The sequence below is a fragment of the Albidovulum aestuarii genome, from assembly GCF_029961185.1.
Lineage (GTDB): Bacteria > Pseudomonadota > Alphaproteobacteria > Rhodobacterales > Rhodobacteraceae > Albidovulum > Albidovulum aestuarii.
In genome coordinates this window covers 413223-438566 of the sequence record NZ_JASBQQ010000001.1, presented here as the reverse complement: position 1 = coordinate 438566, position 25344 = coordinate 413223, and the positions used below count along the sequence as shown (strand labels likewise).

Sequence of the window (25344 nt, the reverse complement as noted above, 5' to 3'; positions counted from 1 at the left end):
GGGTCTTCGGAAGCTCAGGGGATGGAGACCCGATGGAACTGCGCGAACGGATCGGCACCGCGTTGAAGGACGCGATGAAGTCGAAGGATGCGGAGCGTTTGTCGACGCTGCGGTTGATCAATGCCGCAATCAAGGACAAGGACATCGCCCTAAGGGGCGAGGGCGGCGAGGGCACTGTCGGTGATGCCGAGGTGCTGGCTATCCTCGGCCGCATGGTTAAGCAGCGCCAGGAATCGGCGCGCGCCTATGAAGAGGGCGGGCGGCTGGAACTGGCCGAGAAGGAGCTCAACGAAGTCCGGGTGATCGAGGATTTCCTGCCCCGCCAGCTTGACGAGGCGGAGGTTGCGGCGGCGGTCGATGCGGCCATCGCCGAGACCGGTGCCGGGTCAATCCGCGACATGGGCAAGGTGATGGCGGCACTGAAAGCAAGGTTTACCGGGCAGATGGATTTCGGCGCGGTTGGCCCCATGGTCAAGGCAAAGCTCGGCTGAGACGTCCAATGGGGGGCTGTCTGCCCCCCATTGCCCTGCGGGCAATTCCCCCCGAGAGTATTTTCGGACAGAAAGTGAGGGGCATGGCCGGGCCTGATATCAACGCAACGCGGGAGTTTGGCGGATCGGTGGATTTCGGCCGGGTGGCGGGGGAGTACCGCTCCCATCGGGCCGGTTTTCCCGACCGATTTTTCCGTGTTCTGTCGCATCGGAGATGGGCGATTCCCGGTGAGCGGGCGCTCGATCTCGGGACCGGAACTGGAACGGTGGCGCGGGGGCTTGCGCGGCTTGGTCTGACGGTTTAGGGGCTCGATCCTTCCGACGCGCTGATCGCAGAGGCGCAGGCGCTGGATGCTGAAGCCGGAGTTACGGTGGCATACCGGAGCGGCAAAGCGGAGTTGCCGGGCGGAGCGGACAGATCCTTGGACCTTGTTACCGCGGGGCAGTGTTGGCACTGGTTCGACCGCCCGCGTGCGGCGGCCGAGGCTTTCCGCCTCATCCGGCCCGGCGGGCGCATCGTGATCGCGCATTTCGACTGGCTGCCCTTTCCGGGCAATGTCGTGGCCGCGACCGAGAATCTGATCCTGCGCCATAATCCAGCTTGGACGATGGGTGGCGGCACCGGGCTCTATCCTGGCTGGTTTGCCGATCTGGCTGGCGCAGGATTCGACGGAATTGAGAGCTTCTCCTTCGATCACCGGCAATCCTACAGCCATGAGGCCTGGCGCGGCCGCATCCAAGCGAGCGCAGCGATCAAAGCCTCGCTGAAGGACGGGGAGGTGGCGCAGTTCGATATGGAACTGGCCGATCTTTTGGTCACAGGTTTTCCGGAAGACCCCCTGACCGTGCCGCACCGGATATGGGCGGTGTCGGGTGTTAAGCCCGGCGGCTAATCCGGTCAGGGCAGGGTGGCCAGCGCTGTCCGCACCTCGCCCTCTAACGCCTTGCGTTCCGCCTCGGTCAGAAACGCGCCAAGCTCCACCTCGCGGTTCTCACCCTTGAGCGTGAGGTAGAAGGGGACCGGCCCGCCGGATCTGTAGAGCGTCACCCGGACCCAATAGGGGTTGGCGTGCCAGTGCTTTTCACCGCCGTCCGGCATGCGGCGCGAAATCTCGATCCGGTCGGGCCAGAGCCGCAAGACCTCGGCCGTCTCGCCCTGCCGGTAACTGCGTGACAGCGCATGCCAGAGACCCCAGACGGCGGCGATGAGGAAAGGCAGTAGCCCCCAGAAAACCAGCGTGCCGAGGGCCGCGAAAAGCGGAAGTGCGAGAAGCGCGGCCGTCACCCCGATGAAGAACACGAAGCCCTTGCGGGGCAGCGACCGATAGGGCCAGAGATGCAGTTCGGCCGGGACAAGATCGGTCGGTTCGCGTCTGATCCATTCATAGGGCAACTGCGTATGTCTCCAGCCGCTTGCTACCCACCTGCCTATCCGTGATTCCCGTCGGGTTCAACGTGGTCAGGAGGGCTGAGCCGCTGCCGAGATGACCACCGCCCCCCTGTCTTGGCTACATCTTCTCCGGTGACCGGACCGGGGAAATCATCAACGAAACGTCCCGGCAAGACCATGTCGGCGAGCACGACCATCGGCGGATCGAGGTGTGGTCCGGGATGGGCTATCTGTGCGGATCTCTGAGGCGCGGCTGGAAAGAAAAAGGCCCCGGATTTCTCCGGGGCCCTTTGCTTTGATCAGTGGGCGTGCCCGTGATCCCAGTCGCTCTGCTTGGGGAGCTGTTCGAACGTATGCTCCGGCGGCGGCGAGGGCAGGGTCCATTCCAGCGTGTCGGCATAGGGGTTCCAGTAGTTCGCCTCAGACACCCGCTTCCCGGCGCGGAGCGTGTAGAACACGATGCCGATGAAGAAGAGGAACGAGGCGAAGGACAGGAACGCGCCCATCGACGAGATGAAGTTCCAGTGGGCGAAGGCCTCCGGATAGTCGATGTAGCGGCGCGGCATGCCCTGACGGCCCAGAAAGTGCTGCGGGAAGAAGGTCAGGTTCGCACCGATGAACATCATCCAGAAGTGCAGCTTGCCCGCCCATTCCGGATACTGACGGCCCGACATCTTGCCGATCCAGAAATAGACGCCCGCGAAGATCGCGAAGACGGCGCCCAGGGACATCACGTAGTGGAAGTGCGCCACGACGTAGTAGGTGTCGTGATAGACCCGGTCGACAGGGGCCTGGCTCAGCACCACGCCGGTCACGCCGCCGACGGTGAAGAGGAACAGGAACCCGAAGGCCCAGAGCATCGGCGTCTTGAACTCGATCGAGCCGCCCCACATCGTCGCGATCCAACTGAAGACCTTGATGCCGGTTGGCACCGCGATCACCATCGTGGCCAGCATGAAGTAGGACTGCTGGGTTAGTGACATGCCGACGGTGTACATGTGGTGGGCCCAGACGACGAAGCCCAGAACACCGATCGCGACCATCGCATAGACCATCGGGAGGTAGCCGAAGATCGGCTTCTTCGAGAAGGTCGCGATGACGTGAGAGATGATGCCGAATCCCGGCACGATGATGATGTAAACCTCGGGGTGACCGAAGAACCACAGGATGTGCTGGTAGAGGATCGGGTCACCGCCGCCCGAGGGCTGGAAGAAGGTGGTGCCGAAGTTGCGGTCGGTCAGAAGCATGGTGATCGCGCCCGCCAGAACCGGCAGCGACAGCAGGATCAGCCAGGCGGTGACGAAGATCGACCAGGCGAAAAGCGGCACCTTGTGCAAGGTCATGCCCGGTGCGCGCATGTTCAGGAAGGTCGTGATCATGTTGATCGCGCCAAGGATCGAGGACGCGCCCGACACGTGGACCGCGAAGATCGCGAGGTCCATCGACCAGCCTGCCTCGTTAGTGGACAGCGGCGGGTAGAGAACCCAGCCCACGCCCGAGCCCGCCTGGTCGTTGCCGCCCGGCGAGAGAAGCGAGGCGACGCCAAGCGCCACACCGGCTACGAACATCCAGTAGGACAGGTTGTTCATACGCGGGAAGGCCATGTCGGGCGCACCGATATGCAGCGGCATGAAATAGTTGCCGAAACCGCCGAAGAGCGCGGGAATGACCACGAAGAACATCATCAGGACGCCGTGATAAGTCACCATCACGTTCCAGATATGGCCGTTCGGGGTGCAGACCTCGTCAGATGCGAAGAACCGCGCGCCCTCAAGGCACATATATTGCACGCCCGGATGCATCAGCTCCAAACGCATATAGACGGTGAAGATCACCGAGATCAGACCCACGGCGGCAGCCGTGAAGAGGTAGAGGATACCGATATCCTTGTGGTTGGTGGACATGAACCAGCGGGTAAAGAACCCGGGGTGCCCATGATCACCGTGGCCATGAACGGCTGCGTCGGCCATGCTGTTCTCCCATTCCATGCACGGGGGCACCGGCCGTTGCACCGATACCTCGTCCGGCCCCGTAATAGTGGGCGTTTTCAGCTTGGGCAATCCACCAAGCCGCAGGGAACAGGAAAAATTGCCGCACCTTGGGGCAATCCGTGCCCTCGTACGGCGCCCCACCCCCTTGTAAAAAGAGGTGGGGCGCTGTTTTTTCGCGCGAAATGCTTACTGGGCGGTGACCGAGGCGAGGTAGGCGGCCATGTCTTCCTGGCCCTTGGTCAGCTTGAAGGTCATCTTCGACTTCGCCGCAGCATCGCCGGACTTGTCCTGAAGCCAGGCCTTGGGATCGGTGATGTAGGCGGCAAGCTCCGCCTCGTCCCAGACCAGCCCGGTTTCGCCGAGGGCCTTGATCGAGTCACCGTATTTGAAATCGGTCGAGCCGACGGCGCGGCCAATCACACCGTAAAGGTTCGGACCCGTCTTGCCGCCCTTTTGAATTTCGGTGCCGTCATCGGCCACGATCATGTGGCAGGCCTTGCATTTCTTGAAGTCCGATTCGCCCTTGGCGGCATCGCCTTCGGCAAAGGCGGGACCGGCTAGGGTCAGCGCGGCGGCAAGGGCAAGAAATCTGGTTTTCATCATCATGGTCCTCTTTGTCGTAACTCGCGCGCAGGTGAACTGCGTCACGCGCGCATAGCATGGCCGGTTCCCCGGCGACTTGCGATAAGTCAAATGGCCGGGTTGACATACTAGTTCCATACGTTTTTGCGATCAGGAGGGAAGCGGCCAAAAAACTTCTCTGACAATAGTCAGTAGGAAATGCGCGTTACCCGGTGCCGGTGCCCTGCGAAGGATATCATCCGAATGCCGTCGCGAAGGTCGCTTTCAGTGCCCCGTCGAGGTCGTCCATCGTCACAGGCAGGCCGAGATCGACGAGGCTTGTGACCCCGTGGTCGCGGATACCGCAGGGCACGATCCCGTCGAAATGCGACAGGTCGGGTTCGACGTTGATGGAAATCCCATGAAAGCTGATCCATTTCCTCAGCTTCACGCCGATTGCCGCGATCTTGTCCTCGCGCGGGCTGCCATCGTGCAGCGGCGGCTTGTCGGGCCGCGTGACCCAGACGCCGACGCGGCCCTCACGGACCTCGCCCCGGATGTTGAACTCGGCAAGCGCCGCGATGACCCAGGCTTCCAGCCGACCGACAAAGGCGCGCACGTCCCGGCCGCGTTTGTTCAGGTCGAGCATGACATAGGCCACGCGCTGGCCGGGGCCATGGTAGGTGTATTGCCCGCCGCGTCCCGCCACGAAAACCGGGAACCGATCGGGATCGGTCAGATCCTCGGCGCGGGCAGAGGTGCCCGCGGTGTAGAGCGGCGGGTGTTCCAGAAGCCAGATCGCCTCACCCGCGCGGCCCTCGGCCATGGCGGCGACCCGCGCTTCCATCTCGGCAAGCGCGTGGTCGTAGGGCACGAGGCCCGGGCTGGTGATCCATTCGACCAATGTTGATCCTCAAGCGGCGTTCTCCGCATGGACATACCCCCTCGCGCAAGAGGTGAAAAGTATCTCTCGCTTGGGAACCTGACGGGGCAGGAATACCGGACTGGCGGCAGGACCGGGCCGGGCGCATTATGCGACCATTCCAGTAAGTCGGGGGCATTCCCCCATCCCGTATTTCAATAGATGCCATTGGAGGCAGCCATGAGTGTATTCCATGTGGCGGCCGGATCGGTCGCCGTTATTGCAGGTCTTTTGTTTGCATCCGTCCTCATCGCCGCGCAGGCAGAGGTGCCGCAACCCACAGCCCAGATGAACCGGGTGCTTTACGACAAGCCCGTCGTGGAACCCGACCGTTACGTGCCGCGGCATACCGCGCGTCAGGTCACGCGGCTGGTCGCACCCCATGCCCAGATGAACCGGGCGAGTTACATCCGGATAACCCGTGACGAGTGATCGAGGCTGAAGCCGGATTTGCCAGATCGGCAAAAAGGGCGCAGACTGGCGGGTATTGATATTCTTGAGATGCGGTGCCGGGCCCATCTGCTTGCGGGTCCGGACCGTCTGCCATTTGGGAGGGGACTATGATCTGCAAGGGATTTGCAACCGGTGCCGTGGCGATGTCGCTGGCCTTCACGCCGGCGACACCGGTTCTGGCCGATGCGGGCGATGCCATCGCCGGCGGCATCATCGGGGGGCTGATTGGCGGTGCCATCGTCAACGAATCCAACAAGAAGAGGCAGCGCACCGTCGTGCGCAAGTCGACAAGCTCGGGCATCAGTTCGGCGACACGCGCCGTAAATCGCGACACTCAGGTCGCGCTCAACTATTTTGGCTATCCCGTCGGCGCGCCTGACGGCGTTCTCGGCCGCCAGTCGCGGGCCGCGATCGCGCAGTACCAGTCGACGCTCGGCTATCCGGCGACGGGCTATCTGACCGATTATGAGCGCAACCATCTGATCACCTCCTACCACCGCGCCATCGCGGGTGGACCGGTGACGATGCAGCAAGCCGCGGCGAACCCGATGGGTATGCGTGGCCTCCTGCTGCAGTGGCGGGATGAGGCGGCAGGCATTGTGCCGCAGACGCAGTTCGCGGTTACGCCCACCACACCCGCCCCGGCGCCCGAAGCCCCGGCAGCGACCGAAGCCATGACCGAGCCGGAAACCGAACCAGCAGCGCCGGGCCTGCCGACCTTCCTTGGCGGTGGTGCGGTGGCTGCCTCGCTTGCCTCGCATTGCAACCGGATCGGGCTGATGACCTCCACCAATGGCGGCTACATGACGGCGGCGACGATGACCGACCCGATGACCGCGCTTGGCGAGCAGTTCTGCCTTGTCCGTAGCTTCGCCATCGCCGAGGGCGAGGAACTGGCCGCCAAGGTGCCGGGTGTGACGAAGGCCGATATCTCGGCGCAATGTGCGGGCTTTGGTCCGGCGATGAAGGCGCAGGTTGCCGCACTGTCGCTGGAACCGGCCGAGGCGGTCGTCGCCGATGTGCGCGGCTTTGCCTTGAGTTCAGGCATGGCACCCGTGCAGCTTGCCGCCACGGCGAAGATCTGCCTGTCGGTTGGCTATGCCGAGGACAATATGGATATAGCCGTTGCTTCGGGTCTCATACTCGCGGCCTTGGGCGAGGGCGCCTATGGCGAGTTGCTCGGCCATCATCTGAGCCAGGGCTTCGGTGCCGCACAGCGGGCGGATCTGGCTTTCGACTGGTACGACATGGCGATTTCGGCCGCCGCGACGACGGGAACGGTGCCATTCACGCCGGGTCAGCCCGACCGGATGCAACTGGTGCGTAAGGCGGCCTATACGATTGCGGGCAAGGCGGATCAGGCCTCGGCCCCAGAAGCGCCTGCGGTTTTGCCGACATTCGTCGTGCCAGAAGCCTCGGGTGAAGGTGAAATGGCGGCCGCTGAAACCGCGCCCGCAACGACGGTCAGCGCCGATCAGGTCAACGCGCTGCCGCTTGCCGCGCGCCTGCCGTTCCTTCTGTTCGGGGATTGAGCGCCCGGTAGACCTTTACCGCCCGGCCGCGCCTTTCGTCGTAAGGCGTTTGGCGCGGATGTCGGCGGCAAGTCCGATTGTATAGGCGGCAAGATCTGCCAGCGCTGCCTCTGCTGTGGCTGTGTCCCTGGCTTCGATGGCATCGGCTATGGTCGTATGAAAGGACACGATCTTTTCGCGCGACCGGGCGGTGAATGTGATCATGTTCATCAGGGGCTGCATCGCCTCAACCGCACCGGCAAGTTGGTAAGAGAGAACGGGGTTGGCCGCCGCATCGACGAGCGCGCGGTGAAAGGCCACGTCCGAGGCGCAAAAGCTTTCGTCCGACAGACCCGGCTGGGTCTGGCGGAAGATTTCAGCCCGCATCGCCGCGAGATGGTCGGCCTCACGCCGTTCGGCGGCAAAGGGTACGCAGGCGCGTTCGAGTGCGTAGCGCGCTTCGCAGGCAGTCTCGAAATCCACCGCGTTCATGCTGAGAAGCAGTGTCGAGGTCGTGATCTGCTGCCCCGCCGCCTCCTCATACGATATCCGGTTGATGAAGGCGCCGCCGGTCGCGCCCCTCTGAGTGCGGATCAGGCTTTGCGCCGCGAGGCGTTTCAGCGCCTCGCGCACCGTGGGGCGCGACACGCTGAACTGCTCGGCCAGTTCCTGTTCCGAGGGCAGGCGTTCATCGACGATGAGCCGCCCCGCCACAATCGCGTCACGGATTGCTGCCGCGATGCGGATCGGCAATTCGCCTTCGGTACCGAGTTTCAAGCCCTTCATCACACCGCCCTCAATTGTCAGACATTAAATGTTTGACATTTGCCCCGGATAGGTAGACCCTAGGCAGGACGGGGCTGTCCGTCCATCCTTTTCTGCCTGGGGGCAACCATGTCCGCACCGATCCTGCGTGGTGAAAGGCGAGGGCCTGTCTGGCTCAGCCCACGCGCGGTGGGTTGGCTTGGTTTCTATGGGCTGATCCTTCTGTCATGGATTGCCGTTGCGCTGATGGCGCGCGGTCTGCCAGGGGCCGAACTTGCCGATGTTCCCGCCGAATTCTGGGCGGCGCTGTGCGCTTCGGCGGCCGATGCGAACCCCATTGCCCTCTGGGCGATGTGGGCGCTGATGGCCACGGCGATGATGCTGCCGACCTTCGTGCCCGCGCTTCGAACCTTCAATGATCTGTCGGCCACCGGGGCAACGACGGGGATAGGCGCTGCGGCCCTAGTCGCGGGGTATGTCGCCGTCTGGCTGGTCGCGTCGGTTCTCGGGGCGTCCACGCAATGGGCGTTGGCACGACAGGGCATGTTGACGCCAGCAGGGGCGAGCCTGTCGCCCTGGCTGACGGCGGCGCTGCTGTTCGGTGCGGGGGCCTATCAGTTCTCGGCCTTCAAGGCGTCCTGTCTTGCGAAATGCCGGATGCCGCTGACTTTCTTCATGCAGCACTGGCAGCCCGGCCCCGCCGCCGCCCTGACGATGGGCCTGCGCCTCGGTGCGCTTTGCCTCGGTTGTTGCTGGGCGCTGATGGCCCTTGGTTTCGTCGGCGGCGCGATGAACCTGATCTGGATGGGGGCGGCGACGCTCTTCATGACTTTGGAAAAACTGCCCGAGATCGGGCGTTGGCTCAGCCGGCCCGCCGGTTGGGCGCTGATCCTTGCGGGGGGTATCGTCACTCTTCGCGCATTGCAACTCGTCTGACGGAGGACCGATATGGCCGACACATTGCCCGAATGGGCCATCAAGGGGGAACTGATCCTCAACTGCAACTGCACGGTCTTCTGTCCTTGCGTGATCTCGCTCGGCGACCACCCCCCGACCGAAGGCTACTGCATGGGCTGGGCCGGTATCCGCATCGACAAGGGCCACTATGACGGCGAGGATATTTCGGGCCTGAATATCGGCCTTCTCCTGGAAATCCCCGGCAAGATGGGACGTGGCAACTGGAAGGCGGCAGCCTATATCGATGACCGCGCCAGCGACAAGGCCTTTGAGGGGCTGCTGAAGGTCTTCACTGGCCAGGCACGCGGCACGACCGGGCTGTTCAAGGTGCTGGTCAGCGAGTTTCTGGGCGCCGAACGCGCACCGGTCAGCTATGAGACCGAGGGCAAGACCCGCCGCCTGATGGTGGGCAAGGCTATCAAGGGCGAGATTGCGCCGGTTGCGGGCAAGGGCGGCGAGGATATCGTCGTCAGCAATACCGAATACTGGATGGGCCCGGACATCACCGTAGCGAAAGCTTCGAAAGGCAAGGTGCGCGCCTTCGGCCGGGTCTGGGATTTCGATGGCCGTTCGGCCGAGATCTGCCAGATCGACTGGCATGGTCCGAACTGACCTGATCGGGGACAAACATGGCCGACATCACCCCCTCGCGGCGCGTGCGCCGAACCCCTTTCACGCCCGGTGTCGAAGCCGCCGGGGTCAAGGGCTACACGGTCTATAACCACATGCTGCTTCCCACCCGGTTTGGGCAGGATTTCGTCAATGATTACCATCACCTGAAGCGCAATGTTCAGGTGTGGGACGTGGCGTGCGAGCGGCAGGTAAGCGTCAAGGGACGCGACGCGCTTCGCCTGATGACACTGCTCAGTCCGCGAGACCTCACAAAGATGGCGGACGATCAGTGCTACTATATTCCGGTCGTGGACCGGAATGGAGGAATGCTGAACGATCCTGTGGCGGTGAAACTCGCCCCCGATCACTACTGGATCTCCATCGCCGACAGCGATTTCCTGCAATACGTGCTGGGTATCGCGGATGCGCTGGAACTGGATGTCGTGGTGGAGGAACCCGATGTCTCTCCCCTCGCCATTCAGGGGCCGAAATCGGATGATCTGATGGCCCGGGTCTTCGGCGACGCGGTGCGCGACATCCGCTTCTTCCGCTACAAGCGGCTGGCCTTCGAAGGGCATGACTTCGTCATAGCCCGATCGGGCTATTCCAAACAGGGCGGGTTCGAGATCTATGTCGATGATTTCGATCTTGGCATGCCGCTCTGGGAGGCGTTGTTCAAGGCGGGCGAAGACATGGACGTGCGCGCCGGGTGCCCCAATCTGATCGAACGGGTCGAGGGCGGTCTGCTCAGCTACGGTAACGACATGACGCGGGAGAACACGCCGATGGAGGCAGGGCTTGGCAAGTTCGTCAATGCGCCGGCCGAGTATATCGGCAAGGCAGGGCTGGGGCTTCGTCCGGCGCGCAAGATGATCAGGGCGGTGGCGATAGACGGAGACATCCCGCCCTGCGACCGGCTCTGGCATGTCTATGCCCGGGGCGAGACCGTTGGACAGGTGACAAGCGCCGTGCGCAGCCCCGATTTCGGCACCAATGTCGCTATCGGTATGATCGCCGACAGCCATTGGGACGCGGGCAGCAAGGTCGAAGTGGAAACGCAGGACGGCATGCGAGATGCAGTCGTGCAGGAGAAATTCTGGATTTGAGGAGAGAGGCGATGATCAACGCGCTGGTGGTCACGAAGGACGAGGAAAGCGGCAAGACCGCCGCTGCGGTCGAGGCGATCGAGGAAAGCCGGCTGCCCGAAAGCGAGGTTCTTGTCGCGGTCGAATATTCCACTGTGAACTACAAGGACGGGCTCTGCATTGGGCCGGGCGGGGGGCTTGTACGCAACTATCCCCATGTGCCGGGCATCGACTTCGCGGGTACGGTCGAGAAATCGTCTGATCCGCGTTACAAGGCGGGCGACAAGGTCGTGCTGACCGGCTGGCGCGTGGGCGAGGCGCATTGGGGTGGCTATTCCCAAAAGGCAAGCGTGAGGGCCGACTGGCTTGTGCCGTTGCCCAAGGGCCTGACCACAAGGCAGGCGATGGCGGTCGGCACGGCAGGCCTGACCGCAATGCTCTCGGTCATGGCGCTGGAGGATCACGGGCTTGAGCCGGGCCACGGACCGGTTCTGGTGACGGGCGCCGCCGGTGGGGTGGGCTCGGTCGCGACCGCGATCCTGGCCAAGCTCGGTCATGAGGTCGCTGCCGTTACCGGGCGGCCCGAGACGGCGGATTATCTGACAAGCCTCGGCGCTACGCAGATCGTCGCACGCGACGAGCTGACCGAAGTGACCCGCAAGCCCTTGGAGGGCGAGCAATGGGCGGGCTGCATTGATGCGGTGGCGGGCGCGATGCTGGGCCGGGTGCTGAAGCAGATGAAATACGGCACCTCGGTCGCCGCCGTGGGTCTTGCAGGCGGGGCCGCCATAGAGGGCGCACTGATCACGCCCTTCATTCTGCGCGGTGTGAACCTTCTGGGCATCGACTCGGTCATGCAGCCCTATGCCAATCGTGTTCGCGCATGGGAGCGGATCGCCAAGGACCTGCCGATGGACAAGCTTGAGGCGATGATCCAACCCGCGACGCTTTCGGACCTGCCCGGCCTTGGCCGCGACATCCTGAAAGGTCAGGTCAAGGGCCGCGTCGTCGTCGACGTGAACGCTTGAGCGCGTTTCGCGCGTCGTCCGGATGCGGGCCGATTGCACCCGGGCGACGCATAAGGTCGCAAATGGCGTTGCCGGGAAACCGAACCCGGCGATAGCCTGATCCCGATCGCATCCGTATTCGGGGGCAACGGGATGAGCCTTGGCGACGACGCGCCGATGAGCCGCGAGTGGAACTACCACCCGGACCTGCCGCTTGCCGATCCCTCGATCTTTCGCTGGCCGCCTGATCCGGGGTTCCTGATCCGCTGGCTTGCCCGGCATTGGCTGATGCTGAGCGAGCGGGTGATGATGGTGATCCTTGCCGTCCTCCTCTACCTCACCGCCTATCCCGCGCTGGAAACAGCACAGAGTTTTTCCCTCGGCTGGGTCGCACAGGTCTGGGCGATCAACATGGGCCTGGTGGTTGCGGTGGCGGGCGGGCTGCACTGGTATTTCTACATGCGGAAAGGGCAGGGCAGGCGGCTGAAATTCGACCATAAGGATCAGGCGCGGGGCAACCGGCTGTGGAATTTCGCCGATCAGGTCCATGACAACATGTTCTGGACGCTTGGACCGGGTGTGGCCTTCCTGACCCTCTGGCAGGTGGTGACGATGTGGCTGATGGCAAACGGCCATGTGCCGGTGATCAGGTTTGCCGAACACCCTGTCTGGTTCGTTCTTGCCCTGATGCTGCTGCCGATCTGGTCGGCCTTCCATTTCTACTGGGTGCACCGGTTTTTGCATGTGCCGTTCCTGTATCGGACCGTTCATTCGCTGCATCACCGCAACGTCAATATCGGCCCCTGGTCCGGCATGTCGATGCATCCGGTCGAAACGTTCCTCTATTTCTCGTCCTTCGCCATCCACTGGATTGTGCCCACTCATCCGGTCCATCTGATCTTTCATGTTCTCTATCAGGGCCCCGGCGCGGCGATGACGCATACCGGCTATGAGGACCTGCTGATCAAGGACAAAAGGAGGCTGGCGCTGGGTACCTTCTATCACCAGCTTCACCACCGATACTACGAGTGCAACTATGGCAATCAGGAAATGCCGTGGGATCGCTGGTTCGGCACCTTCCACGACGGGACAGAGGCCGGGACGAAGGACACAAGGGCGCGCAAGAAGCGGATGTACGGGCAGTAGGCAAACCGCGATTTGCGTTCGCGCATTCAAGGCATGTGCAGACGGATCACGCGCCGCGGTTCCGCATCTGACGCCACGAGCACGAAAAGATTGTCATAGTCGTTCTGGCCAAGCTCGATTTTGTCCGTGGCTCCCAGACGTTCAAGTATGCCCGGTATCGTTTCGGTATGGCCGACGATCAGGACACGGTCGTCCATGTGATCGAATTCCAGCATGTCGAGAAGGCCGGTGACGTCGGCAACGGGCAGGCTGCCGAATGGCAGGCCAAGGCTATCGGCGATGATTTTGCCCGTTTCACGCGTTCGTCGCGCGTCGGACGTGATGACATGGTCAAGCCCGGCATCGGAAAGAAGTCGGGCCCATGCGTTGGCGCGTTCGCGCCCGGCTTCGGTAATGTCGGGGTCTTGACCATCGGTGGCCTTCTCGGCGTGTCGAATGATAAAGACGGCCTCTTGCGCGGTGCCCGCTGGAGCCGTCCCGAGCATCAGTGCCGCTGACAGAAGCAATAATCTCATGTGTCCGATCCCGCAATCTCCCCGCTTGGTGGACAGGCTTTCACCCTGCGGTTTGCAACGCAAGGCTGATGGCGACGGATTGTGTCCAGGTGGGTGTGACCGTGGGGACCTGAAACGTCGTGTTCGCGAATTCTCCATGCCGATGGTCAGCCCTGATACCCAATGCTAGACTTCCTGTCGACAAGGCGCTATTAGCAGCACCGTTAGCGCTAACGGAAGCCGCAAAGGAACGGAAACATGGTCTCACGGGTGATTCCGGTCGATCCGTTCGACTTGGTCGTGTTCGGTGCAACAGGCGATTTGGCACGGCGCAAGATCCTGCCGGGTCTTTACCGCCGGTTCGTCGCCGGGCAGATCCCTGAAACGTCGCGCATCATCGGTTCGGCCCGAACCGAGATGGACGCGACGGGTTTTCGCGCCTTTGTCGCCGAGGCGATCGAGGAATTCCTCGACGTGAAGAGGCGTGATGCGGACAGCGTAGCGCGTTTCCTCGACCATCTGCACTACGTCGCCGTGGATGCGAAAGGCGATGGCGGCTGGCCGGAACTGGCGGCTCTGATCCGCCGCGATGTTGTGCAGGCCTATTACTTCTCTGTCGGTCCGTCGCTCTTCGGCGATCTGGCCGAGCGGTTGCACCGCCACGGCATCGCGACGCCGAATTCGCGCATCGTGGTTGAAAAGCCCTTCGGCCGCGACCTTGCCAGTGCCAAGGCGCTGAACGCGACGTTGGCCGAGCATTTCGACGAAAGCCAGATCTACCGGATCGACCACTATCTGGGCAAGGAGACGGTCCAGAACCTGATGGCGGTGCGGTTCGCCAACATCCTGTTCGAGCCGCTCTGGAACGCCCGCCATGTCGATCACGTCCAGATCACCGTGGCCGAGACGGTAGGCGTCGGCGGTCGCGGCGCTTATTACGACAAGTCGGGCGCCATGCGGGACATGGTGCAGAACCATCTGATGCAGCTTCTGTGTCTCATCGCGATGGAACCGCCCTATCGCTTTGACCCCGACGCGGTGCGGGATGAAAAGCTGAAGGTCATCCATGCACTTCTGCCGGTGGAGCCAGAGGATATCGTGCGCGGCCAGTATCGCGGCGGCGGCAAGAAGGGCGCAGCGCCCTCCTATGCCGAGGATGTGGGCGAGCCCGCGACGAAGACGGAAAGCTATATCGCGCTGAAGGCGCATATTGCCAACTGGCGCTGGAAAGGCACGCCCTTTTACCTCCGCACCGGCAAGAAGCTGCGCGGGCGGGCCTCGGAAATTGCCATCGTCTTCAAGGAAGTCCCTCATTCGATCTTCGGCGATGAAGAGGGTTGGCGCGAGAATGTGCTGGCGATCCGGTTGCAGCCGAATGAGGGCATGAACCTTAGCGTCATGATCAAGGAACCGGGGCCGGGCGGCATGCGTCTGACCGAGGTGCCGCTCGACATGTCCTTTGCCGAGGCTCTGGGCGAGGATGGCGCCGATATTCCGGACGCCTATGAACGCCTGATCATGGATGTGATCCGCGGCAATCAGACGCTTTTCATGCGCGGGGATGAGGTGGAGGCCGCGTGGGCCTGGACCGATCCGATCATCGCGGCCTGGGAGGCGCGCGGCGACCGACCGAAAGGCTACGATCCGGGGTCGTCCGGACCGGAAGATGCGCTTATGCTTCTGCACAGGGATGGCCGGAGGTGGCGGGAGATCCGCGAATGAAGTTTGTCGAATACCCAGACAGTGAACTGATGATGTTCGATCTGGCCGACCTTCTGGCCAGCGAACTGGCCGCCGCCCTGCGCCAGAATGACCGGGCCAGCTTCTGCGTTCCCGGAGGCACGACGCCCGGCCCGATCTTTGACGTCCTTTCTGGTGTGAAGCTCGACTGGGACCGGGTGACGGTCTTTCTGAACGACGAACGCTGGGTGCCGGAAAGCCATGAACGCTCGAACGCGCGGCTGTTGAAACGCCGCCTGCTGACGGGCCGTGCCGCCGCCGCGACCTTCCTGCCGCTATACGCCGATACGCCTGAACCCGAGGACGCGGTCGGGGCGCTGGCCGCCGCCATCGAACCCTGCCTGCCGATTGACGTGCTGCTTCTGGGCATGGGGGCGGATATGCATACCGCCTCACTCTTTCCCGGCGCAGACCGGCTCGCCGAGGCGCTGGCCCCGGATGCGCCGATCGTGATCCCGATGCGCGCGCCCGGTGCGGATGAGCCGCGAATGACGCTTTCCGCCCGCGTGCTGGCCGATGCGATGGCCTGCCACATCGTCATCACCGGCGCGGAGAAACGCGCGGCCATCGAACGGGCCGAAAGCCTGCAGCCCGAAGAAGCGCCGGTCGCTGCCGTCCTTGCCAACGCGACCGTTCACTGGGCCCCCTGATCCTGCGGAGAGACCATGACCCTTTGGGAAGACCTGCGCTTTCACCATGAAGCCCATTCGGACCGCCCGATCCTTGATCTGTTCAAGGTCGAGGGGCGCGCAGAGAATTTCTCGGTGTCTGCCGATGGGCTCTATTTCGACTATTCCAAGACCTCCATCGACCCCCATGCCCGCGACCTTCTGGTCCGACTCGCTGAGGCCGCGCATCTGGCGAGCCGACGGGATGCGATGTTTTCTGGCGAAAAGATCAATGAGACCGAGGGCCGGGCGGTCCTGCATACCGCGCTGCGCAACCTCGACGGCTCGGTCACGGTCGATGGCTGCGACGTGATGCCCGAGGTGCGCGCGACCCATGCGCGGATGGAAGCCTTTGCCCGCGACATCCGCGAGGGGCGCATCACGGGGCAGGGCGGGCGCATCACCGATGTGGTCAATATCGGCATTGGCGGATCGGATCTCGGCCCCGCCATGGCCGCCGTCGCGCTGTCGCCCTATGCTGACGGGCCGCGTGCGCATTTCGTCTCCAACGTCGATGGCGCGCATGTGCATGACGTGTTGGCCGGGCTGAACCCCACAACGACGCTAATCGTCGTCGCCTCGAAGACCTTCACCACCATCGAGACGATGACAAATGCCGAAACCGCGCGGCGCTGGATGGCGGACAAGGTCGCCGACCCGGCCGCGCAGTTCGCCGCAGTCTCCACCGCCGCCGACAAGACGGCGGCCTTCGGTATCGCGCCGGACCGGGTCTTCGGTTTCGCCGATTGGGTCGGCGGGCGCTATTCGATGTGGGGGCCGGTGGGCCTGTCACTGATGATCGCCGTCGGGCCGGCGGATTTTGAGGAGTTTCTGAAGGGCGGCGCGGCGATGGACGCGCATTTTCGCGACGCGCCCTTCGCCGGCAACATGCCGGTAATGCTGGCGCTGACCGGCATCTGGCATAACCAGATCTGCGGGTATGCGACCCGCGCGGTCCTGCCTTACGAACAGCGCCTTGCCCGACTGCCCGCCTATCTTCAGCAGCTGGAGATGGAGAGTAACGGCAAACGCGTGGCGATTGACGGGACCGATCTGGCCATCCATTCCGGCCCGGTTGTCTGGGGCGAACCCGGCACCAATGGCCAGCACGCCTTCTATCAACTGATCCATCAGGGCACCCGGGTGATCCCGTGCGAGTTTCTTATGGGCCGCGAAGGTCATGAGCCCGATCTGGTCCACCAGCACCGGCTTCTTGCCGCCAACTGCCTCGCCCAGTCCGAGGCGCTGTTGCGCGGGCGATCCCTTGAAGAGGCCCGCGCGATCATGGCCGGAAAGGGGCTGACCGGTGCGGAACTGGACCGGCAGGCGCGTCACCGGGTCTTTCCCGGCAACCGGCCATCGACGACATTGCTCTACCCGAAACTCACGCCCTTCGTTCTCGGTCAGATCATCGCGCTTTACGAACACCGGGTCTTTGTCGAAGGCGTGATCCTCGGGATCAACTCCTTCGATCAATGGGGGGTCGAACTGGGCAAGGAACTGGCGCTGGCGCTGGAGCCGGTCCTTTCCGGACAGGAGGACGGGGCCGGTAAGGATGGATCCACCCGCGCGCTCGTCGGCTGGCTGCGCGGCGCCTGAGCGGTTGTAGTTAAGCGAATCTTCAGCCCACGCACGCATCTTGACCGGGATACACGCCGCAAGGCGTTTTCCGGCGGGAGATGCCCATGCGTTTACTGGACAATGTCAGTCTGGCCCTGAAGCTGCCGGTCGTACTCGGCTCGGTCGCACTCGTGGCGCTTCTGACGATGGGATACACCGGCTACTACTATGCCCGCGCTGCGCTCTTGAAAGCGGGGGAGGAACAGGTCGAAATAATCGTCGATGCCAAGGAGCTGGAGATCGAGGCCTGGTTCGCAGTCGTCTCTGCCGATTTGCGTTCGCTGGCCGAAAGCCCGCAGACAGCTCGCGCGCTGAGAGATTATTCCCGGGCATGGGAACGGATGGGCGATGCGCCGGGCGCACTGCTCCGTCGCCATTTCATCGAACTCAATCCCCTTCCGGAAGGGCAGCGCTACAAGCTGAAGAGTGTCTCGGAAATTTCGGACTATTCCATTGCACACGGACGCTATCACGGTGCCTATTCTGCCTTTGTCGAACAGAAAGGTTACCACGATGTCCTCATGATCGACGTGGCGGGAAACGTCTTGTATTCCGTCGCCAAGGAAGAGGATCTGGGGCAGAATCTTTTCACTGGCGAACTGCGTTCCAGCAGTCTGTCGCGTCTCGCACGCCGGGTCATGCACTTGCCCCAGACGGATGTTATCTTCACCGACTTTTCCTACTACAGTCCATCGGGTGCCGGACCGGCGAGTTTTGCGGCCGTTCCGTTGCGGGACAACGACGACAAGACCGTTGGTGCCCTGATCTTCCAGATCTCTGCCCAACAGGTAACACTTCTGACACGGGGCGCTGCAGAACATCACCTTGAAGGCAGTTTGACCTATCTCGTGGGCAAAGACCTCAAACTCCGGTCGGATGTCCACGGCTTTGACGGGAACGCCGTTCTGTCCCTGCGTAGCACGGCTCAGACGGTCAGGTCTGCCTTTGCCGCCGACGAAGCCGTGACACAGGAACCCGGCCTGTTCGGGGTCAGATCGACCGTGATGGCAAGTCGTGTCGCCCTGCCGGGACTTGACATGGTACTGGTACATGAGGTGCCGCTGGCAACGACATTGGCGCCGGTTCGTGACCTGACCGCCAGCCTTGTGACAGCGGGCCTTGTTTCCATGTTTGTCCTTGGCGGGGCTGTCTTCCTGATCGCGCGCAGCCTGTCACGCCCTCTCATAGCGAATTCAACGGTCATGCGGGAAATCGCGGAGGGCAACTACGACGTTTCCGTGCGGGATATCTCGCGGCGCGATGAGATTGGCACCATAGCGCGCGCGCTTGAGACGTTTCGTGATGGCTTGGCAAAAAGCGCCGAGATCGCCCGGGACGCCGCGTTCAAGAGTGCTGCATTCGAGGCATCGTCTGCCGCCTTGATGATCATGAACCGCGACTATGTGATATCTTATGCGAACCCATCAGTCGAAACCCTCTTCAGGCAACATATCGACGCGTTCCGCAAGGTCGCATCCGACTTCGATCCTGAGGCCGTGATTGGGCACGCTCAGGATGCGTTCCACACGGCACAGGAAATAGTGCGCCGAAGGCTGGCAGATGCAGAATTTCTTCCGCACCAGGCAGAAATTCCTGTCGGAGAGTCCCGATTTGCACTCGATATCAATGAGGTCGAGATGGAGGGGCAGGGCCGTATCGGATTTGTTGTTGAGTGGCGCGACGTTACCGTTGAGCGTATGAACCGAGCAGTTCTGTCCGCGATCGACCGCAATCTTGCAACGGCGGAATTTGAGGCAGATGGCGGCCTGATTGGGGCCAACGACAAGATGCGATCACTGCTCGGTATTTCAGATCGCGACCTTAAGTCGTGTCAACTCACGGACCTGCTGCATCTCGATGACGACGCGACGGCTGAGACCGGATCTCTGTGGGACCGCCTAATGGCGGGGTCATCGGTTTTTGGGCGCTTCAGGGCGAAGATCGAAAATGGTCCGGAAGGTGTCGTCGATGGAAGCCTTTCACCCATCCATGATCACGACGGTGTACTGCTGAAAGTCGTGCTGATGGGGGCCGATATGACCGAAGCAGAACGTTGCCTGCGAAGCGCCGAGGAACGACGCAGGTTGCTGGAGGAGGCGCAAAACGACGTCGTTGAAGCGCTTCGCGTGGGATTGAGCGGGCTATCACAAGGAGATCTTACGGCCAGAATTGAGGGTGATTTCGTCGCTCAGTATGAGACCCTGCGCGATGACTTCAACAACGCCATTGAGCAACTGGCCGCAGCGATGGCCGTGGTTATGGAAAACGCATCCGGAATAGAAAGTGAGGCCGCAGATATTGCACGCTCGGCCGAAGATCTGACCGGTCGGACGGAAAAACAGGCCGCGACACTGGAACAAACCGCTGCTTCACTCGACCAGTTGACGGTTTCGGTCCGATCAGCGGCGGTCGGAGCCTCCGAAGCCAGCGCGGTGGTCGGCGATGCACGGGCATCAGCCGAGGCATCGGGCGCTGTGGTCGAGGAGGCCGTCCGGGCGATGGGCGAGATTGAGACTTCCTCGGAACGGATCGCGCGGATTATCGGTGTAATCGATGACATTGCCTTCCAGACAAACCTGCTTGCCCTGAATGCCGGCGTCGAGGCGGCCCGAGCCGGGGAAGCCGGACGGGGGTTTGCCGTTGTCGCGGCCGAGGTCCGGGCACTGGCACAACGTTCGTCGGAAGCTGCGCGCGAGATCGATAGTCTCATCTCGGCATCCTCGGCTCAGGTCAAACGCGGTGTTGGTCTTGTGGATGAGGCCGGACGCGCACTTAAGAGCATCGTCGCATCCGTTTCAAATATCGCACAAAGGGTCTCGGAAATCGCAGCTTCGGCGCAGGACCAATCGGAAGGCCTTGCAGAAATCAATATCTCGGTGAATCAAATCGATCAGGTGACGCAACAGAATGCCGCACTGTTCAGTCAAGCCTCGGTTGCCAGCCAATCGCTGACCAGGGGCGCCGAGGCGCTGACCGCGACGATTGCCCGGTTCCGGATTGGGCAGCCGGCACCCAGAGATACATCCCGCAATGCGTCCGGTGCCCTGTCCCACGCCGTTGCCGAGGCGGGTTCTGGCGTGACACATCCCATCCGCATTGCTTCGGTAGGTGGGGGCAGATCGGTATCTTCCGCCGAGCCCACAGGTTTGGACAAATTCTGATGACTGGACCGGGACGGTATCCGACGGTTCCAATGACCTGTGCTGAGTGCTCGGGAGGAACTTGCCTCGGGTGCCGCCGACACGGCCGACCCGTTGTTCCGGCAGGTAAGATCGGATCGTAAATCCTGATCTCGATTGTATCCGGCCATGTGTCGGCAAACGCAGGTCACCTTGCTCCCGGTTGGTTTTGGGCCATTGCTGGCGACAACGGTCGAGCCTTTGGCGGTTAGAGCCAGACCACGTCACCGCAGATCACACGCCGATCAGGTCCTGCGCCGCGGTCCTGCCGGGAAAACCGATCGGCGAGTTCGCGCAGATGCAGATGTTCCAGAACCTGTCCGATCGGCACGGTTGCCTCTTCGGGCAGATCCGCGCGCAAGTATTGCATCAATCGAGACAAATCGGCCAGACCTTGACCAATGCGGTCGAGGGATTGGAGCCGGAACAGTGTCTCGGCATCCGGTGGTTCTGCGAAAATGCAATCCGAAAGGGCTTGCTGAACGGTTTGGCTAAGCTGCAGCAGGTTCGAAAGCTCGTCGGCAAGATGCGCGGCGAGTTCATCAAGCCGAATACTGTCATGGTCATGAGATTTGGATGAACTCTTCATGCAGCCCCGGTCACACCAGTGGGCATCAGCGCCGCCACGTCGATCACCCGGATCATCTGGCCGTCAATGAGCGATAGGGCGGCTATGCACGTCAACTGCGCGGGCCCCTGCACCCTGGGCGGTGGTTCGAGAATGCTGCGCGGAACACAGTGAATATCGCTGACCGCATCGACGATCAGACCCACGCTTTGTCCGGTAATTTCGGCCACGACAATGACGTTTCTATTGTCTGCCGCCACAGGCGAAAGTCCGAGCCTCACCGCAAGATCCAGTACTGGCAAGATCGTTCCTCTAAGATTGATAACCCCGGCAAGAAAGGCGGGCGCGTGGGGAAGGGGGGTTGGCCGGGACCAGCTGCGCAACTCGCGTACGACAGCCACATCAACACAGAAGCGATCCTCGCCCAGCCGAAAGGCGAGCAGTTCTATCATTGATCCCGCCTCTGGCATCTTTCTCCCCTATGCCACTGCTGTCAGATCGGCGCGACCAGTTGGTACGCTGCGAGCGAGCTCGCCGGGGTCACATATGAACGCAATTTGTCCATCGCCGAGGATGGTCGCCGCGGAAATTCCCGGATTCCGGGCAAATCCGCCGCGCAGGGGTTTGACCACGACCTGCCGCTGATCAATAACCGCGTCGACTATAAGAGCGGCGCGACGACCATCCTCTGCTGCAATCAGAACTGCGATTGCGCTGCCGGGCGGGCATCCCGGATTGCGTATTCCCAAAGCAACGCCGGTATCAATCAGCGACACGAACGCGTCGCGCATCCGGACCAGTTCGCCCTCATCACCGGCTTTGCGGCGGTCGAGTCTTTGGAGGGCGGCGGTTTCGAGAATGGCCGCAACCGGGATTACCAGCATCTGCCGAGCGGTTCGTACCACCATCCCGTCCATAACCGCCAGCGTGAGCGGAAGCGACAGCGTGAACCGCGTGCCACGACCCGGCTCAGATACGATCGAGATACGTCCTCCAAGCCGGGTTATCGCGGTCTTTACGACATCCATCCCGACGCCGCGGCCGGAAATGTCGGACAACCCCATGGCAGTTGATAACCCTGGATGGAAAATCAGATCGTTAGTCAACGCATCGCCCAACACGGCGTCGGCAGTGACAAGGCCGCGTTCCTCTGCCTTCGCGCGGATGCGGTTGCGGTCGAGGCCGCGACCGTCATCGCTGAGTTCGATGACCAACCTGCCGGCGCGATGGGCGGCAGACAGGGTGATGGTTCCTTCAGCGGGCTTCTGCTGCGTCTTGCGTTCTGCGGGCGACTCCAGGCCATGATCGACCGCATTGCGCACCATATGCATGAGTGGATCGGCCAGTCTTTCGATTACGGTTCGATCAAGCTCGGTTTCCTCACCCTCCAAACGGAGCCGGGCAGGCTTTCCGAGCGCGGCGGAAGTTTCTCGCACGACCCGCGCCATGCGCTGAAAGAGCGATTTGACCGGCTGCGCCCGGATCGTCATCACACTATCCTGGAGGTTACGTGTCAGGCCGGTCAGTGTTTCGAGACGTTCGATCAAGTGCGATTGCGGGTCGGGACGTGTCTCGGCGATGCACTGGACCAGTATCGATTGACTGATCGCCAATTCACCGACGAGATTCATGAGCCGGTCGATGCGGTCAAGGTCGACCCGCATGGACGGCGCAGTTTCCGCTGAGACCGAAGGAACAGTGTTCTGCACGGTCGCCGACGAAAGTTCTTTCCTCTGAACCAAAAGGTCGCAGAGGTCGACGACAAAGTCGAATATCTCGACAATCTCCGCCTCATCGCGATCGGCAGGAAGCGACAACGTCCATGTAAGGCAGGCTTTTTCGGGGTCAAGGGCGGCAAGATCCGGCACCATTGACGTATCGCAGCAGATGTCGGCCGCGCCGAGTTCCCGCAGGGCCACAAGCTGAAATAGCGCATCATTGCCCGAGGCATAGAGCGATGTATGCGGGCGAAATTGCAAAATCCATGGCTGTGTGAGCCCGAACTCCATCGGATCCGACACACCTATAGATGTCGGAGTGGACAGTGCTTCCAGGATTTCGCTGCCATTTGCAGGTACTTCCTTCCCCGCCTGTGCGGCATCGACAAGATCGGCGAGGTGGTCGCCAGCGCGGGTCAGGTTGGCGATTAGCGCAGATGAGGGGGCGACCTGCCCACAACGCATAAGGTCAAACACTGACTCAACACCATGTGCGAATCTTACCAAATTATCGAAACCGAACGCGCCACCGCCGCCCTTGATCGAATGAATTGCTCTAAATGCAGTATTGATGATTTCAGGATCTGCCGTTCGACCGTTGCTGCAGCTTTCTTCTAATGCAGCAAGCGCGTCGTGCAGTTGCTCGATGCGTTCGGCGCATTCAGCGAAAAAACCGGCGCGGATCTCAGACATTGGATCGTGGAGTTCGACCATGACCTGTCCTTTATCCTGCGATCGCCTGAAGCGCCCGGACGAGCTTTTCGGCATCGAATGGCTTCACAATCCAACCCGTAGCGCCGGCTGCACGAGCTCTGGCCTTGAGTTCCGGAGCACTTTCGGTCGTCAGCACCAGGATCGGGGTGGCGCGGTACCGTTCGACCCGCCGGACGGCCTGGACGAATCCGAACCCGTCCAGCCGCGGCATATTGATGTCGGAGATGATTGCATCTGGCTCAAAGTCATCGATCCTGTCGAGTGCATCCTGGCCATCTTCGGCCGTTTGCACCGTATAGCCCGCCTCGCCAAGAACGAGAGCCAGCATGTCGCGGATTGTGCGACTGTCGTCGACCGCAAGAACCTTGATGCCCATCACTCGGCCTCCGCCGGGTCCGACTGCAGGTCGTCCAGCGATACACCATATGTATCCAGGGCGGTCTCGAACCGTGCTGATCTTGGTCTGATCACCAGCGAAACGCCGCCCTTCTTCCAGGTTCGCGCTGCCGCGAGCAAAACCTGCAAACAGAGTGCGCCGAGATGCGACACTGCGGTCGCATCGATTTCCAACGGTGTTCCCGTACGTGCCAGCAAAGCCGCGTGCAGGCGCCCGGCCGCCGGCAGATCGAGACGGGGGTCGAGGATCAGAGTCAACCTACCGTCCAGCCCGTCTATCCTATCAGTGTTCACGGGCTTCCCCTTTGTCGGAACTGCCGGGGTAGGCTAGGCCGCGAAGTATTAAGATAGGCTTGATGCGGCCGGTGGGATCAGGAGGCTGTCGCAGCGAGGTGCCGTGCACAACCTTCGAGTGCGGCATAGTCGTCTTCGACCAGTGCTACCGAAAAATTCTGCATGAATGCGGCAAAACGGCCCTTGTTGCGGAACGCTTCGGCTAGACCGAAGCGCTGGTAGTGCGGCGCGAATGCCCGGGCGACGCCGCCGATCAAAAATATGCCGCCAAAAGGAAGATATCCCAGTGCCAGATCGCCAGAGACCGCGCCGAGCAGCCTGACAAAGCTTCGCCCGGTGGCCTCGGCCACGGAATCCTCTCTGGTTGCCAATGCCTTCATGATCGACGCTGCATCCAGGGTCCGGCTCTGATCCGCCTCGTGCGCGTGAAAGGCGAAAAGCCGTTCCAGGCCACGCCCCGACAACGCATCCTCGACACAGGCAAAGCCCTGGTTTGAGGAGACAAAGCGCATCAACCTCAGATCGTCCTCGTTTTGCACGGGCAAGCTGATCTGTCCGCATTCGGCCGGCGCAACGGTCCTGTACCCGGCCTGGTCGACAACCGGGGCGGCGTTGAAGCCGGTGCCGACACCGATCACCAGCTGCGATGCTCCGGGGCGCTCTGTTGCTTCAATCAGCGGTACGAGGCTGTTTTGCTCGATATGGCCAAGTGCATGGCCTTGGGCCTGAAGGTCATTCAGGATCGCGACATGTTTGGCCTGCGTCGCTGCCCGAACGGTGTCACTGTCTATGCTCCAGTCGAGATTGGTCATTCGTGCAACGCCGTTGTCGATGGGACCGGCAACCGCGACGCAGACGCCAGCACAGACCGGCCTATTGGCTGCGGCGAGATAGGTCGACAAAATCTCGCTCAATCCCGGATACTCGGCGTTCGCAAAACGCCGGATCGTTGTACGGTCAACTCTGGCACCCTGCGCCAGCGCGACGCGGGTATTGGTGCCGCCGATGTCGACCACAAGGGAAAGGGATGCCGGCATCAGACTGTGCAATCTCCTGGCTGGA

General features: G+C 62.1%; 25 protein-coding genes and 1 pseudogene. 14 read left to right on the top strand and 12 right to left on the bottom strand.

What is annotated here, in order from left to right; genetic code table 11:
• Window positions 1-32 precede the first annotated feature (32 nt).
• The 3 genes and pseudogenes from QKW60_RS02210 to QKW60_RS02200 all read left to right on the top strand — a co-directional run.
• Window positions 33-491, top strand: coding sequence for a GatB/YqeY domain-containing protein (locus QKW60_RS02210; RefSeq protein ID WP_282366090.1), 459 nt, complete (start codon window positions 33-35; stop codon window positions 489-491).
• 83 nt (window positions 492-574) lie between these two features.
• Entirely contained in the window at window positions 575-796 is a 222-nt protein-coding gene (locus tag QKW60_RS02205) for a hypothetical protein (protein WP_282366088.1), read from the top strand.
• 12 nt (window positions 797-808) lie between these two features.
• Window positions 809-1384, top strand: a pseudogene (locus QKW60_RS02200) (class I SAM-dependent methyltransferase); the annotation flags it as partial.
• Between the two features lie 5 nt (window positions 1385-1389).
• On the opposite strand, the gene QKW60_RS02195 reads toward QKW60_RS02200, so the two are convergent.
• The 4 genes from QKW60_RS02195 to lipB form a co-directional block, all read right to left on the bottom strand.
• The gene (locus tag QKW60_RS02195) at window positions 1390-1884 is read right to left on the bottom strand and encodes a DUF2244 domain-containing protein (protein WP_282366086.1); all 495 of its coding nucleotides are present in this window, start codon (window positions 1882-1884) and stop codon (window positions 1390-1392) included.
• A gap of 296 nt (window positions 1885-2180) precedes the next feature.
• Window positions 2181-3851, bottom strand: a complete 1671-nt coding sequence (gene ctaD / locus QKW60_RS02190) for a cytochrome c oxidase subunit I (RefSeq protein WP_282366085.1) — start codon at window positions 3849-3851, stop codon at window positions 2181-2183.
• Between the two features lie 207 nt (window positions 3852-4058).
• Window positions 4059-4472, bottom strand: a complete 414-nt coding sequence (locus QKW60_RS02185) for a c-type cytochrome (RefSeq protein ID WP_282366084.1) — start codon at window positions 4470-4472, stop codon at window positions 4059-4061.
• Window positions 4473-4689: 217 nt separating this feature from the next.
• Window positions 4690-5337: a lipoyl(octanoyl) transferase LipB gene (gene lipB, locus QKW60_RS02180; RefSeq protein WP_282366083.1), complete on the bottom strand. Its 648-nt coding sequence runs from the start codon at window positions 5335-5337 to the stop codon at window positions 4690-4692.
• Between the two features lie 198 nt (window positions 5338-5535).
• Between lipB and QKW60_RS02175 the strand changes: the two genes are divergently transcribed.
• Together QKW60_RS02175 and QKW60_RS02170 are read left to right on the top strand one after the other, a co-directional pair.
• Window positions 5536-5787, top strand: coding sequence for a hypothetical protein (locus tag QKW60_RS02175; protein WP_282366082.1), 252 nt, complete (start codon window positions 5536-5538; stop codon window positions 5785-5787).
• Window positions 5788-5915: 128 nt separating this feature from the next.
• A complete protein-coding gene (locus QKW60_RS02170; protein WP_282366078.1) occupies window positions 5916-7340 on the top strand; it encodes a peptidoglycan-binding domain-containing protein in 1425 nt (474 codons plus the stop codon).
• A gap of 15 nt (window positions 7341-7355) precedes the next feature.
• On the opposite strand, the gene QKW60_RS02165 is transcribed toward QKW60_RS02170, so the two are convergent.
• A complete protein-coding gene (locus QKW60_RS02165; protein WP_282366077.1) occupies window positions 7356-8105 on the bottom strand; it encodes a FadR/GntR family transcriptional regulator in 750 nt (249 codons plus the stop codon).
• Window positions 8106-8213: 108 nt separating this feature from the next.
• Between QKW60_RS02165 and QKW60_RS02160 the strand changes: the two genes are divergently transcribed.
• From QKW60_RS02160 to QKW60_RS02140, 5 genes are all read left to right on the top strand, one after another.
• Window positions 8214-9020, top strand: coding sequence for a DUF2182 domain-containing protein (locus QKW60_RS02160; protein ID WP_282366075.1), 807 nt, complete (start codon window positions 8214-8216; stop codon window positions 9018-9020).
• A gap of 12 nt (window positions 9021-9032) precedes the next feature.
• Window positions 9033-9653, top strand: a complete 621-nt coding sequence (locus tag QKW60_RS02155; protein WP_282366073.1) for a DUF1326 domain-containing protein — start codon at window positions 9033-9035, stop codon at window positions 9651-9653.
• Window positions 9654-9670: 17 nt separating this feature from the next.
• Complete coding sequence (locus QKW60_RS02150; protein WP_282366072.1) at window positions 9671-10759, top strand: dimethylsulfoniopropionate demethylase; 1089 nt, start codon at window positions 9671-9673, stop codon at window positions 10757-10759.
• Between the two features lie 11 nt (window positions 10760-10770).
• The gene (gene acuI / locus QKW60_RS02145; protein WP_282366071.1) at window positions 10771-11766 is read left to right on the top strand and encodes an acryloyl-CoA reductase; all 996 of its coding nucleotides are present in this window, start codon (window positions 10771-10773) and stop codon (window positions 11764-11766) included.
• Between the two features lie 132 nt (window positions 11767-11898).
• Entirely contained in the window at window positions 11899-12891 is a 993-nt protein-coding gene (locus QKW60_RS02140; RefSeq protein WP_282366069.1) for a sterol desaturase family protein, read from the top strand.
• A gap of 26 nt (window positions 12892-12917) precedes the next feature.
• Here QKW60_RS02140 and QKW60_RS02135 read toward each other — a convergent pair whose 3' ends face one another.
• Window positions 12918-13406: a SixA phosphatase family protein gene (locus QKW60_RS02135; protein WP_282366068.1), complete on the bottom strand. Its 489-nt coding sequence runs from the start codon at window positions 13404-13406 to the stop codon at window positions 12918-12920.
• Window positions 13407-13643: 237 nt separating this feature from the next.
• Between QKW60_RS02135 and zwf the strand changes: the two genes are divergently transcribed.
• From zwf to QKW60_RS02115, 4 genes are all read left to right on the top strand, one after another.
• Window positions 13644-15107 (top strand): glucose-6-phosphate dehydrogenase, encoded by a 1464-nt coding sequence (gene zwf / locus QKW60_RS02130; RefSeq protein WP_282366067.1) that lies wholly within the window; start codon window positions 13644-13646, stop codon window positions 15105-15107.
• Window positions 15104-15775 carry a 6-phosphogluconolactonase gene (gene pgl, locus QKW60_RS02125; protein ID WP_282366065.1) on the top strand — a complete coding sequence of 224 codons (672 nt, stop codon included), beginning with the start codon at window positions 15104-15106 and terminating at the stop codon, window positions 15773-15775. Before zwf ends, pgl begins: the two co-directional genes overlap by 4 nt.
• Window positions 15776-15790: 15 nt before the next feature.
• On the top strand, window positions 15791-17392 hold the full coding sequence (gene pgi, locus QKW60_RS02120; RefSeq protein WP_282366063.1) for a glucose-6-phosphate isomerase: 1602 nt from the start codon (window positions 15791-15793) through the stop codon (window positions 17390-17392).
• An 86-nt stretch (window positions 17393-17478) separates the two neighbouring features.
• A complete protein-coding gene (locus QKW60_RS02115; protein WP_282366061.1) occupies window positions 17479-20574 on the top strand; it encodes a methyl-accepting chemotaxis protein in 3096 nt (1031 codons plus the stop codon).
• 226 nt (window positions 20575-20800) lie between these two features.
• Here the strand turns inward: QKW60_RS02115 and QKW60_RS02110 are convergent, their stop codons facing one another.
• The 6 genes from QKW60_RS02110 to QKW60_RS02085 form a co-directional block, all read right to left on the bottom strand.
• Window positions 20801-21181, bottom strand: coding sequence for a hypothetical protein (locus tag QKW60_RS02110; protein ID WP_282366059.1), 381 nt, complete (start codon window positions 21179-21181; stop codon window positions 20801-20803).
• Window positions 21178-21612 (bottom strand): chemotaxis protein CheW, encoded by a 435-nt coding sequence (locus tag QKW60_RS02105; protein WP_282366057.1) that lies wholly within the window; start codon window positions 21610-21612, stop codon window positions 21178-21180. The genes QKW60_RS02110 and QKW60_RS02105 overlap by 4 nt, the downstream gene beginning before the upstream one ends.
• Before the next feature lie 27 nt (window positions 21613-21639).
• Window positions 21640-23592 (bottom strand): chemotaxis protein CheA, encoded by a 1953-nt coding sequence (locus QKW60_RS02100; RefSeq protein ID WP_282366056.1) that lies wholly within the window; start codon window positions 23590-23592, stop codon window positions 21640-21642.
• Between the two features lie 10 nt (window positions 23593-23602).
• Entirely contained in the window at window positions 23603-23968 is a 366-nt protein-coding gene (locus QKW60_RS02095) for a response regulator (protein WP_282366055.1), read from the bottom strand.
• Window positions 23968-24282 (bottom strand): STAS domain-containing protein, encoded by a 315-nt coding sequence (locus QKW60_RS02090; RefSeq protein ID WP_282366054.1) that lies wholly within the window; start codon window positions 24280-24282, stop codon window positions 23968-23970. Before QKW60_RS02090 ends, QKW60_RS02095 begins: the two co-directional genes overlap by 1 nt.
• A gap of 77 nt (window positions 24283-24359) precedes the next feature.
• Window positions 24360-25322 (bottom strand): glucokinase, encoded by a 963-nt coding sequence (locus tag QKW60_RS02085; RefSeq protein WP_282366850.1) that lies wholly within the window; start codon window positions 25320-25322, stop codon window positions 24360-24362.
• Window positions 25323-25344: the final 22 nt, after the last annotated feature.